The sequence below is a fragment of the Blautia obeum ATCC 29174 genome (genome assembly GCF_025147765.1).
Lineage (GTDB): Bacteria > Bacillota > Clostridia > Lachnospirales > Lachnospiraceae > Blautia_A > Blautia_A obeum.
Genome location: NZ_CP102265.1, coordinates 2,002,937 through 2,016,650 on the forward strand (window position 1 = coordinate 2,002,937; position 13,714 = coordinate 2,016,650).

The following is a 13,714-nucleotide window of genomic DNA, read 5'->3' on the forward strand; positions in this document are numbered from 1 at the left end:
TGTCTTAAAATATTATTTCTTTTTACCAAGTGATAGTGTAGCTGTAAAGAAACTGTACAGAGCAGCTCCGGCAAGTGAACCAGCACCCAGGATATTGAGGGTCTGCTCGTTTTCTTTGTTCTTCTTAACAAGAATATAACGAATAAGTAAAGCAATCAGGATTGTCAGACCGTTGATAGTAGATCCAACAAGAAGACCTGTTGCAAAAAGGATACCAACCTGTCTGGAACCGCCAAGGAACTGGATAATAGCACCCGGAATAGCCCAAATAAGCAGCCATTTGGCAACATCTCCGCCGGCACCTGCTTCAATCGTAGCTGCAAAAGTAGCATCAACCGGAGCAAACATCCCCTGATTGAAGTACTGTTTTGCCATAATAGCTACAAGTATAAATGCCACTATAAAGCCAATAATCTCACTGATATACTGCTGTTTTCTTCCTTCAAGCTCAAGTTCCTGATCTTTTCCGCATCCGCGAAGGATGTAACCGCATTTGAGGTCATATGCCATATCAGAGAAAGCAGGACCTGTTGCGGAAGTATAAGCAACAAGAATTCCAAGTGGAAGTGACGGGAATCCAATCAACATACCTACGATAAGGAAAATAAGCGCTGTTGCAAATCCAGGGAACCATCCTGAATACATTGCAGAAATACCCACAATAAGTTCGGAAGCAATTGCTGCAAAAGCTGAGAAGATCACCCAGATGACCAGCTGAACAACTCCCATTTCTGACCAGATACCTGTGATCACTGCCAGAAGGACTGCTACTACCAGGTATGCAACATATCCACCGCCTAAGGCTTTTTTCATGTTTGCCATACTGGATGTAAATTTACCAGCTGCACTGTCTCCGTCACTCTTCTTGAACAGCATACGGCCACACTGGATAAGAGATACAAGGCCGGCACCAATCATAATACCGTGAGGCATGTATTTGAACATGTTTGAAGCCATCAAGTCTGCACCTTCACCAAAGATATTGGTAATGACCGGGAAGCTGTGTCCGAAGATATCAATGATAAATCCATTTGTCTTAATGATACCGATTACAATTGATCCTACACCAAGAGCTGTCATAGCTGCGAAATCACCGAACCATGATACGCCGAGAAGGTCTGTAGGAATACCGATCATCTTACCACCGATACCAATAACCATACCTACAATAAGAAGAAGGGCTTTCTTTCCTTTTTCTACAACTGCGAGGATAGATTCTGCAGATGCAACTCCAGGAGGCCACGCTCCTTCTGCCGGAAACATTTCGCTGTCAAATGTTTTATAAAGAATTGTTGCATCAATGATGGTTGCAAGAAATGCACCAACAAGCATAGGATACATAAGATCCATTCTGCCCATGATAACCGGAACACCGATTGGAAGCAGGAAGCAGTTTGCTGCTGAAAATGTTGCACCTGAGATAGATGTCTGAATCATGTTCTGACAGTGGATACTCTGGTATTTCTTTAAAAATGCGATAGGTAAACGTGAAATGATAATTGCAAATAACGCTCCTACGATAGATGTGTTTGGTGCAACACCGGTACGTACGATCAGTTCAAGTCCGATAATTGCACCAAGTATGCTCATCACGATGTTCAAAATAAGAATATGTGGTGCATACGCTTTTGGATGATCAGATGCTTTAATATGCATCTGTGTGTAATCCTTGTTTGTGTTACTAGCCATATTATCTCCTCCATTCGTAAAAAGTTCATGTGCTCATATTCCGGATAACAGCGGGCCAGAATACAAAATCAGCCGATGTAGGAATGCCCACATCGGCTTCACATTCATGATTTAAGATAATATCACTTTACATTGATAAAATCATCGGCTTGAAATCACTTTTTTTCAGCAAAATATTGTGCACGATGCACATTTGTTTTTAATGTGCATACATTTTCATTTTTATAGCAAATTCCAGCTGTTCCATTATTTCTGTATCATCCAGGCTGCAATGCAACACTTCTTCGATCTTGTTGATACGATGTACCATAGTATTTCTATGTAAAAAAAGGGATTCCGCAGCAAATTTGCGGGAATTATGATTCTGAATGAGTGCTTCAAGTGTCTCGAGCAGCTGCGTATCATGAGCACGGTCATATTCCACTAATGGGCCAAGCTTACACCTGATAAATTGGTGTACTTCCGTGTCTTCAGATATATGCAGCATAATACGATCATATTGAAGTTCATCCAAGAAAATACACTGCCACTGCTGCTTTCGGATCACGCGAATATGAAAACCTTCTTTGAGTTTTTGATAAGTATCCGCCAGTTTAAGATAATCTGACAGAGGGTTGCTGATAATTGCAGAACATGCGCAATTATTAATTTCGACAGTTTTTTGAATCATATCATTTGCAATTGTATCAAGGAGTGTATCATTTATGGATATTCCCATGAGCGCAAAGCACATTTCTTTGCTACATATTACAGCATTTCGTATATGATTTTTTTCAAGAATTCTGGAAATTGCTTTTGTCTGTTGTTCTTTTTTCATTTCAAGAAGAAAAGAATTTTTCTCAGTTTCCAGAGACAGCGCAATCATACGCACTGGTTCTGATGGCCATTGTAAAGAGGCTGTACGATATTCTGCCTCCTCTGGCTGTGTGATCTTACGGTTGATAAGATCAAAGAATAGTCTGTTATCAAGTTCTGATTTGTTTTCTTTTCCAATCTGATAACGAGTATCCAGTTCAATATTGCTTCTGGATTCTACGATTGCTGTCATGACAGGAAAAACAAGTTCCACAAAGCCAGCATTATTATCGAGAAAAAATAACGGAAGCTTCAGTTCATCCGCCAGTTGAAGTGCTTCTTTGGGAAAATCCTCAAAAAAACGGGTTTTGATGGCAAGCGCAGATGCATTCACCTCATTCATATCGCGGATCAGGTTCAGCAGAGCTTCTTTGTCATTTCGAATCACATATCCGGTAGTGATCAGGAGCAGGTGTTCCCTGAGCCATGGTTTGATATTAGGCTGTTCCATCATATCAAATACCTCTATCCTGCGCATGAGTCCTTCCTGACCTGCTACCAGGGAAGCAGCACCATTATTCCATATTTTTACAATATCTTTAACACGTAATTTCATTTATATATTCTCACTATCCTCCTGAAGAAACGTTATTTTAAAGTGAAATCAGACCAAAAAGTAATGGAATGATGAGCATACAGAATAAAGTTGTTGTTACTACTGCCGTGGAAGCATATTCCTCATCCAGATGATACTGTTCCGCAATCATACTGGAAGTTGTCATGGATGGAGCTGCACTGATCAACATAAGAATCATACTTTCAACATTTGTGAGAAAATGATGGGAAATAAAATAAACAATCAGTGGAATCACGAGTATCTTTGTAAACACAAGTACAAGGATAGATCTGTATTTAAAAATATTTGTGAGCTTCATAAATCCAAGACTGCATCCCAGATAAATCAGTCCCCAGCTGTAACAGGTGTTTCCAACAGAATCTATGGTGTTCATGATCATATCAGGAACTGGAATGTGAAAACTGGTCAGACATAATCCAAGTATGATAGAAATGAAAATCGGATTCATGATGATTTTTTTCCACGGATTTTCTTTCTGTCCTACTCCATTCGTAAATAATGTAAATCCAAGAGTCCAGACCAAAGTAGTATCAATGACCGAACAAATCGGGATATAAACATTACCGCCCTGATCGCCGAACAGAGTCATGATCAGAGGAATCACAAGAAATCCATAATTACCGCCAACAGAACAACCACGGTGTACATTAGATGTTGTTCCGCTTAAGTGGCAGATTCTGCTTCCAAGGATACCTCCTGCTGCCATGATGAAGTACATGAGAATCTGTGCAATGACCATTCTGCCATAACGGGCCATTGTATAAAAGGTAGTCTGATTTTCCCAGATCAGCGAAATTGTCAATGCCGGCAACACAATCTTCAAAAGGAAACCGGAAATAGATGACATGGCCTCTTTTTTGATCACACCAATACGTGATGCGGTAAAGCCGATAAGTACAAGTAAAAGAAATCCTGCCATTTTGGGAAGGATTGCTATCATATAATTCATAATAATCTCCTCGAGTCATCCCTTCAGCCCTGTGTCAGGATGTTTCTGTGAACTTTGCGTCTGACAAAATAGAAACAGATTACCTGCATAAGAATTGTCAGAATCCAGGACACAGGATATGAAATGAAAAGGAAAGAAAGGGATCTATTATGAGGAAACAATCCAAAGATCCATACGATTCGTGTTCCAACGGTACCTATGATAGACAAAATCATTGGTACACCAGAATGTCCCATTCCACGAAGTGCACCGGGAATCAGATCCATGATTCCGCAACAGAAATACGGTACGGTTGTATAGGCAAGAATTTCAATCCCACACTGGATAACGTCCGGATCACTGGTATACAGACGCAACAATTCATTACCAAAAAAATAAGCTCCACATCCCAATGTAAAAGAAAATGCAAAGGATAGGATAATACAGTCAAGAAGCACTTTGTCCATACGTTTTGTTTTCCGTACTCCATAATTCTGACTGGTAAAGCTCATACAGGATTGTGTAACAGAGTTTACAGATACATACAGAAATCCAAAAATATTATTTGCTGCAGTATATCCTGCCATTGCAATCGAACCAAAAGAGTTCACAGAAGATTGCAACAAAGCATTTGACAGGTTGATGACGGTACTCTGAATACCCGCCGGAATGCCCACTTGAAAAATTTGTTTCAGATAAAAGCTTTTTATCGTGAGTTTTGAGAATCTGAGCTGATAGCTTCCTTCTGAACGGTAAAGACATCGTAATACCAGAATACAGGAGATGCACTGAGAAACAATTGTTCCGATAGCAACTCCGGCTACACCCATGTTAAAAGCAACGACAAGGAGCATATTCAGACCTGCATTCGCAAGACCAGATATGATCAAAAAGATCAACGGACGTTTCGTATCTCCTACTGCTCTCAGAATAGCTGCACCATAGTTATAAAGCATAAAAAATGGCATTCCCAGAAAATAAATTCGCATATAGAGTGTGGACTGGTCAATAACATTATCCGGAGTACCCATAATTTCCAATGCAAGCCGTGAAAAAAGAAGTCCTACAACTGCCATGATCATACCGCTTACGAATGCCAGGGCAATGGCTGTATGTACCGTTTCCGACATTTCTTTGTTTTTTCCCGAAGCATAAAAACGTGCAGCAAGCACATTGGCACCAAGGGATATTCCAATAAATAAGTTCGTAAAAACAGCAATCAGCGCAGTCGTTGAACCAACTGCCGCAAGTGCTTCGCTTCCTGTAAACTGACCGACGACGATGATATCCACTGCATTGAACATTAACTGCAGGATTCCAGAAAGCATCAATGGCAAGGAAAATGAAACCAGTTTGTCCATGATCGTGCCGTTGCACATATCAATTTCATATTTGTTATTTTTCAAAACTACTCCCCCTAAGTTTCTAATACTATCAATTTCCATATGCCATTATACAGGTATGAATTTTCTTTTTCAAGCCATAAGCAGAACAAACCGACAAAAAAACCCTCACGATACAGTTTCCTGTAAAGTGAGGGTCGGTATTACTCTGTTGGGACACAAATATTAGGCTATTTTAGTTTGCCTTATAACAACATCAACTTATGCATTCTTCTCAGCGATTGCTGCCTGTGCTGCTGCAAGACGAGCGATCGGTACACGGAATGGTGAGCAGGATACATAGTTAAGACCGATCTTATGGCAGAACTCTACAGAGGACGGATCTCCACCGTGTTCTCCACAGATACCTACATGAAGATTCGGGTTAACCGGTCTTCCAAGTTCGATTGCCATCTTCATCAGTTTGCCAACGCCAACCTGATCAAGTTTAGCAAATGGATCATTCTCGAAGATCTTAGCATCATAGTATGCGTTCAGGAATTTACCTGCATCATCACGAGAGAAGCCATATGTCATCTGTGTAAGGTCGTTTGTACCGAAGCAGAAGAAGTCAGCTTCTTTAGCGATTTCATCAGCAGTAAGAGCTGCTCTCGGGATCTCGATCATAGTACCAACTTCATACTGAAGGTCGGAACCAGCTGCTTTGATCTCAGCGTCTGCAGTTTCTACTACGAATTTCTTAACATATTTAAGCTCTTTGATATCGCCAACAAGCGGAATCATGATTTCCGGTTTGATTGCCCAATCCGGATGAGCATTTTTAACTTTGATTGCTGCACGGATAACAGCTGTTGTCTGCATCTTAGCAATTTCTGGATAAGTAACTGCAAGACGGCATCCACGATGGCCCATCATCGGGTTGAATTCATGGAGAGAATCAATGATTGTCTTGATTTCTTCAACAGTTTTGCCCTGAGCATCTGCAAGTTTCTTGATGTCAGCTTCTTCTGTAGGAACGAACTCATGAAGCGGCGGATCCAGGAAACGGATAGTAACCGGGTTACCTTCCAGAGCTTCAAACAGTCCTTCGAAGTCTCCCTGCTGATATGGAAGAACTTTTGCAAGAGCTTTTTCTCTTTCTTCAACTGTTGTAGAGCAGATCATTTCACGGAATGCATCGATACGTCCCTCACCGAAGAACATATGCTCTGTACGGCAAAGACCGATACCTTCTGCACCAAGCTCAACTGCTTTCTTAGCGTCAGCCGGTGTATCTGCATTTGTACGAACTTTCATAGTTCTGTATTTGTCAGCCCAAGCCATGATACGGCCGAACTCACCAGCGATTGTAGCGTCTACAGTCGGAATGATTCCGTCGTAGATGTTACCTGTTGTACCATCGATGGAGATGAAGTCTCCTTCGTGGAATTCTTTTCCAGCCAGTGTGAATTTCTTGTTTTCTTCATCCATAGCGATATCACCGCATCCGGATACACAGCACTCACCCATACCACGGGCAACTACTGCAGCGTGAGAAGTCATACCACCACGAACTGTCAGGATACCCTGAGCAGATTTCATACCTGTGATATCTTCTGGAGATGTCTCAAGACGAACCAGAACAACTTTTTCTCCTCTTTCTGCCCATTCAACAGCGTCATCAGCTGTGAATACGATCTTACCGCAAGCAGCTCCTGGAGAAGCTCCAAGACCTTTGCCCATCGGTGTAGCGGCTTTCAGAGCAGCTGCATCGAACTGCGGATGAAGCAGAGTGTCAAGGTTACGTGGATCGATCATTGCTACAGCTTCTTCTTCTGTTCTCATTCCCTCATCTACAAGGTCACAAGCGATCTTCAGAGCAGCCTGAGCAGTTCTCTTACCATTACGTGTCTGCAGCATGTACAGTTTACCATGTTCTACAGTGAACTCCATGTCCTGCATATCTCTGTAGTGATCTTCCAGAGTTTTGCAAACCTGTTTGAACTGTACGAATGCTTCTGGGAATTTCTGTTCCATTTCAGTGATATGCATAGGTGTACGAACACCAGCAACAACGTCTTCACCCTGAGCATTTGTCAGGAATTCGCCGAACAGACCATTAGCTCCTGTAGCAGGGTCACGTGTGAAGGCAACACCTGTACCACAGTCATCTCCCATGTTACCGAATGCCATCATCTGTACGTTTACAGCGGTACCCCAGGAATATGGAATATCGTTGTCACGACGATAAACGTTTGCACGCGGGTTGTCCCAAGAACGGAATACGGCTTTGATAGCACCCATTAACTGTTCCTTCGGATCAGTTGGGAAATCAGCACCGATTTTTTCTTTATATTCAGCTTTGAACTGTTCTGCAAGTTCTTTAAGGTCTTCAGCTGTAAGTTCAACGTCCTGTTTAACGCCTCTCTTAGTTTTCATTTCGTCGATCAGCTCTTCGAAATATTTCTTACCAACTTCCATAACTACGTCAGAGTACATCTGAATGAATCTTCTGTAGCAGTCCCAAGCCCAACGTGGGTTGTTGGATTTTTCTGCAAGAGTATTAACTACTTCTTCATTTAAACCAAGGTTCAGGATAGTATCCATCATACCAGGCATGGAAGCTCTGGCACCAGAACGAACGGAAACAAGCAGAGGATTTTCTTTGTCACCGAATTTCTTACCGGTAACTCCTTCCATTTTAGTGATTGCTTCCATGATCTGAGCCATGATCTCATCATTGATCTGTCTTCCGTCTTCATAGTACTGAGTACAAGCTTCTGTTGTGATTGTGAAGCCCTGCGGTACAGGAAGACCAAGGTTAGTCATTTCAGCAAGGTTGGCACCTTTACCACCCAGAAGGTTTCTCATATTAGCGTTACCTTCTGTAAACATGTAAACCCATTTTGCCATTTTACATTTTCCTCCTAATTATTTTGTTCTTTTCACATAAAACCTATGTTTTATACGCACATAATTATTGTATAGAGTTTAGTACAAATAGTCAAGGTTAAACTGTCAAAAAATGGGGAAAACTTTGTAAGTTTTCCCCAAATCATATATTGACTTATCGTTTCTTTTTTAAATTAAGTACAAGATGTCTCGGAAGACCATTTACCATGATTGGCTGATAATCTCCCTGAATCAGAGGACTGATATAATCAACAAAATCTTTTGTTACATAGGAGGCATCTTTATTCATCCAGTTACGTGGAACAACTTTTTCTTCATTTGCTATACGGTGTACATCATAAATACCGGTCTTAGCCATATAAGGATCATCTGAAACACGGTCAATAACGATCATTTTGCCGGTATCACCTTCGTCGGCTGCTTTTACTGCTGCTCCGCCTACCATAAATGCTTCATCAATATCTACTCTGGATGCCATATGAGAAGCGCTTCTCTGTAACGTAGAAAGCTCTACAGCTCTTGTCTTACAGCCACATTCTGCTGCAAGGAAATTTGCAAGATAAGTTGCAGTTCCGGCCAGCTGTTTATGGCCAAATGCATCAACATAATCTCCAGAACTTCCAAGTTCGCATACATAACGCCCATCTGCAAGACGGATTCCTTCAGACACTGCAATCACAACAGAGGATTTTTTCTTGAGGAGATCTTTGACTTTGACAAGGAATTTATCAATATCAAACGGAACTTCCGGCAGATAGATAAGATCTGGTCCATCACAGTCTTCTGTACGTGCAAGTGCTGTCGCACCGGTCAGCCATCCTGCATTACGTCCCATGATCTCCATGATCGTGATCATACTCTTCTTATAGGTAAGGCCCTGTGCATCACGGATGACTTCTTTGGTAGACGCGCCAATGTATTTGGCTGCACTTCCGAAACCTGGTGTATGATCAGTCAGTGCAAGGTCATTATCAATGGTCTTTGGAACACCAAGGAATTTCTGCTTCTGGCCAGTAAGAATCGCATAATCAGAAAGTTTCTTTATGGTATCCATAGAATCGTTTCCGCCAATGTAGATAAACGCATCAATATCCAGGCGGTTCAGGATTTCAAAGATTTTCTCATAAATTGCTTTATCTTCGTGAATCTCCGGAAGTTTGAAACGACATGATCCCAGAAATGCCGATGGAGTACGTTTTAGCAATTCGATATCAAGCTCGGAATGAATCTGTGTAGAGAGATCGATATATTGTTCATCCAGAAGGCCCTGGATTCCGTGAAGCATGCCGTATACTTTGTCGAAACCACGTTCGATAGCGTTCTTGTATACTCCTGCCAGACTGGAATTGATTACTGATGTAGGTCCTCCGGACTGTCCTACAATGATATTACGTTTTTTTGCCATGCTGTCATCTCCTTTTGTGCATTTATGCATTACATATAATGTATAATATTACCAAAAGTTATTTGATTAGTCAAGTTATTTTGTGCAATATGTATTGTTTAAGTTTCATAAATATCTATATTTATAGAAATTATGTTTATATTTGACAAAATATCTCGGAATATAACTTGTAATTCTGCCCATTTATATTCACTTCACTCATCTTCACTTCATGAAACAGGCTATATATGTGTTGGAGATTTTCTCTCTTATGCTTACTTCACGAAACAGGCTATATATGTGTTGGTATTCTCCTCATGTGAGAGACTTCTAATATACTAGAACAGCTATCAATATACTAAAAACGCCATGAGAAATGACATAACTCGCTTACGCTCAAACAATGTCATTTCTCACGGCAACGTATATTTCTACCTGTTAAGTATATTCACGAAGTATCTCAGGCTCGCAGAATCCTCAACACATATATTTCCTGTTTCTGATGCAGCATAGATTTCGGTGGATTGGCGGCGGCGGACAAAACCGCCGCCAGCGTCATCCCCGGCATAGCTTCGCTGAGTCGTTTGCCATCTAAGTAATTACATGAAAAACGCAAAACACCCGTAGATATTATATGATACAGCAAACCTTCTGCGGGAAATTTGACAGTTCTTAGATGGGAATAAATCGTGTTGTCTGTAAAAATCATACTGTTTGAGCGAAGCGAGTTTATGATTTTTACAGACGGTTTTAACGATGCAATTCACATCTTAGAAATGACGATTTCCGAAGCCTGTTTGCCGGTATCATATATATCATACGGGTGAATTTATATATATCTTTATTTACTTAGAATGTAAACTTATCAGCGAAATATGCCTCAAGTTCTTCAATCTTCACACGAACCTGTTCCATGGTGTCACGGTCACGGACAGTGACAGCTCCGTCGTTTTCGGATTCAAAGTCGTATGTGATGCAGAACGGTGTACCGATCTCATCCTGTCTTCTGTAACGTTTACCGATATTTCCACGGTCATCAAATTCACAGTTATATTTCTTGCTGAGCTTCTGGAAAATCTTTTCAGCGCCCTCGTTCAGCTTCTTTGACAGAGGAAGCACACCAATCTTAACCGGAGCCAGAACCGGATGGAAATGAAGAACTGTACGAACATCATTCTTTTCTGCGTCCAGAACTTCTTCATCATATGCACTGCAAAGGAATGCAAGTACCATACGGTCAGCACCCAGTGATGGTTCAATTACATATGGGATATATTTCTGCTTTTTCTCATCATCAAAGTATGTCAGATCCTGTCCGGATACATTCTGGTGCTGAGTCAGGTCATAATCTGTTCTGTCTGCGATTCCCCACAGTTCGCCCCATCCAAATGGGAAAAGGAATTCTACATCTGTGGTTGCTTTACTGTAGAAGCTCAGTTCTTCTTTGTCATGATCACGATAACGTACTTCATCATCCTTGAGACCAAGAGAGCTCAACCAGTCAAGACAGAATTTCTTCCAGTACGCGAACCATTCAAGGTCTGTATCCGGTTCACAGAAGAATTCAAGTTCCATCTGCTCAAATTCACGTGTACGGAAAGTGAAATTACCCGGTGTGATCTCATTACGGAAAGATTTACCAATCTGTCCAATACCAAATGGAATCTTTTTACGGGAAGTTCTCTGGACATTTTTGAAGTTTACAAAGATACCCTGTGCTGTTTCTGGTCTTAAATAAACTGTATTTTTTGCGTCTTCCGTTACACCCTGGAAAGTTTTGAACATCAGGTTAAACTGACGGATATCTGTAAAATTATGTTTGCCGCAGGACGGACACGGAACTTCATGTTCTTTGATGAAATTCATCATCTGTTCCTGAGACCACGCATCTACGCTTCCTTCGATTGCAATATCATGCTCGGCGCAAAAATCTTCAATCAGTTTGTCCGCACGGAAACGCTCATGACATTCTTTACAGTCCATCAGCGGATCAGAAAATCCACCAAGGTGGCCGGAAGCAACCCATGTCTGTGGATTCATCAAGATTGCACAGTCAACACCTACATTGTACGGAGATTCCTGAACGAATTTCTGCCACCACGCACGTTTTACGTTATTTTTCAGTTCAACACCAAGATTACCATAATCCCATGTGTTTGCCAGACCGCCGTAGATTTCGGAACCTGGATAAACAAATCCTCTGGCTTTGGCCAGGGCAACAATTTTTTCCATTGTCTTTTCCATGATAATTCTCCTCTTCGTTTTAATTCGTTACGTTTTCTCATCATTATACCGCATTTCAGAGATATTTCAACTTTTTTATTTTTGCAGACTAAATTGATAAAATTATTCTTATCCCCAAAAGCTATTTCATAACCTCCAGAATCTGGAGACTTTTGAATTTTCTATCGGTATTTCTTGCTGTATAGAGATGAATGATCTGCTCCAGTTCCAGAAGTACATCCGGATCAACACAGAAAGTATATAATTTTCCCAGGGAAGCTGTTGCTATGTATCTCATGGCATATAATGCAGAAGGGGAAATCCGTCGGGCTTCTCTTTTGCCCCTTGCACAGGATTCACAAAGGATCCCATGCAGTTCCTGAGAGAAGAAACAACTCTCTTCACCAGTAATTTCGCAGCCACATCCGGCACACTGAAATAACTGTGGACACAAGCCCTGTTCTGTCATCGTACGAAGCTCATAGATACAACGAATCAGTCGATTATCCATCCGGGAATTCAGAAGTGCCTTCACAGTTACATAGAGAAGATTCATCATCTCTTTTTCGTCCGTCCCCTCTCGCCCGAAATAATCTGCCAGTTCGAGGAAATAATAGCCGTAATAAACTCCTGGCTGCATAGTCGCAAGTTCAACAAAATGATGAGTAACCGAAACCTGATTCAAATTGTAACTTGTCCGACCTTCATACAATGTAAAATTTCCAAATACAAACGGATCAGCCGCAGCCATAAACGGACTGTTCAAACGTCGGGCACCTTTTGCAAATGCCGAAATCTTTCCCCGTTCTCTTGTAAGAAGTACAATTCTTTTGTCATATTCACCCACAGGCATAGCAGAGATCACAACTCCCTGCACTGTGATCAGATCACTCATTCATCAGCTTTCCTTTTATCAAATCTCTTTTTTATCGTAACCAAAGTTTTTGATCATAAAGTCACTGTCACGCCAGTCCTTACGTACTTTTACCCAGAGCTTCAGGTTAACTTTTGCATCCAACATCTGTTCGAGTTCATAGCGTGCATTGCTTCCAATCTTTTTGAGCATGGCACCCTGCTTACCGATAATGATTCCCTTATGAGAGTCACGCTCACAGATAATCGTAGCTTCAATATCTACAAGCTGACGTTTGCCCGGTCGTTCCTTCATGGTATCAATTGCAACGGCAATTCCATGTGGAATTTCCGCATCAAGTGCGTGAAGCGCTTTTTCACGGATGATCTCTGCGGCAATCTGTCTCTGTGGCTGATCTGTCACAGTGTCTTCATCATAAAACATCGGACCATATGGCAGATATTTCAGAATACATGGAATAATATCTTCTGTATTCTGATTACGAAGTGCAGAACACGGAATGATCTCATCAAAATCATACAGCTTACGATAAGTATCGATGGCCTTCAGAATTTCATCTTTATCAACCGTATCGACTTTATTAATCACAAGAATGACCGGCAGATGCAGGCCCTTCAACTGTTCTGCAATATGGCGTTCACCTGCACCAATGAAGGTTGTTGGTTCCACAAGCCACAGAATCACATCAACATCCTTCAGTGTACGTTCTGCTACCTGTACCATATATTCGCCAAGTTTATTCTTGGCTTTATGGATGCCCGGTGTATCCAGAAAAACAATCTGACCATCTTCGCAGGTATAGACCGTCTGGATACGGTTACGGGTAGTCTGCGGTTTTTTTGATGTGATTGCAATCTTCTGACCGATCAGATGATTCATCAATGTAGATTTACCAACATTTGGACGGCCAATGATCGCAGTAAAACCTGATTTAAAATTTTCTTTCATT

General features: G+C 41.3%; 9 protein-coding genes. All 9 read right to left on the reverse strand.

The window, feature by feature from the left end; all coding sequences use genetic code 11:
• Nucleotides 1–12: 12 nt before the first annotated feature.
• Complete coding sequence (locus tag NQ503_RS09610) at nt 13–1,689, reverse strand: OPT/YSL family transporter (RefSeq protein ID WP_005424467.1); 1,677 nt, start codon at nt 1,687–1,689, stop codon at nt 13–15.
• 199 nt (nt 1,690–1,888) lie between these two features.
• The gene (locus tag NQ503_RS09615) at nt 1,889–3,100 is read right to left on the reverse strand and encodes a PucR family transcriptional regulator (RefSeq protein ID WP_005424465.1); all 1,212 of its coding nucleotides are present in this window, start codon (nt 3,098–3,100) and stop codon (nt 1,889–1,891) included.
• A 37-nt stretch (nt 3,101–3,137) separates the two neighbouring features.
• A complete protein-coding gene (locus NQ503_RS09620; protein WP_005424464.1) occupies nt 3,138–4,070 on the reverse strand; it encodes an AEC family transporter in 933 nt (310 codons plus the stop codon).
• Nucleotides 4,071–4,093: 23 nt separating this feature from the next.
• Nucleotides 4,094–5,494 carry an MATE family efflux transporter gene (locus tag NQ503_RS09625; protein WP_005424463.1) on the reverse strand — a complete coding sequence of 467 codons (1,401 nt, stop codon included), beginning with the start codon at nt 5,492–5,494 and terminating at the stop codon, nt 4,094–4,096.
• 159 nt (nt 5,495–5,653) lie between these two features.
• Complete coding sequence (gene ppdK / locus NQ503_RS09630; protein WP_055055221.1) at nt 5,654–8,284, reverse strand: pyruvate, phosphate dikinase; 2,631 nt, start codon at nt 8,282–8,284, stop codon at nt 5,654–5,656.
• 154 nt (nt 8,285–8,438) lie between these two features.
• Nucleotides 8,439–9,689, reverse strand: a complete 1,251-nt coding sequence (locus NQ503_RS09635; RefSeq protein WP_022389504.1) for a 6-phosphofructokinase — start codon at nt 9,687–9,689, stop codon at nt 8,439–8,441.
• An 828-nt stretch (nt 9,690–10,517) separates the two neighbouring features.
• Nucleotides 10,518–11,912: a glycine--tRNA ligase gene (locus NQ503_RS09640; RefSeq protein WP_005424458.1), complete on the reverse strand. Its 1,395-nt coding sequence runs from the start codon at nt 11,910–11,912 to the stop codon at nt 10,518–10,520.
• Between the two features lie 121 nt (nt 11,913–12,033).
• Entirely contained in the window at nt 12,034–12,786 is a 753-nt protein-coding gene (recO, locus tag NQ503_RS09645; protein WP_005424457.1) for a DNA repair protein RecO, read from the reverse strand.
• 18 nt (nt 12,787–12,804) lie between these two features.
• Nucleotides 12,805–13,713: a GTPase Era gene (gene era, locus NQ503_RS09650; protein ID WP_005424456.1), complete on the reverse strand. Its 909-nt coding sequence runs from the start codon at nt 13,711–13,713 to the stop codon at nt 12,805–12,807.
• Nucleotide 13,714 lies beyond the last annotated feature (1 nt).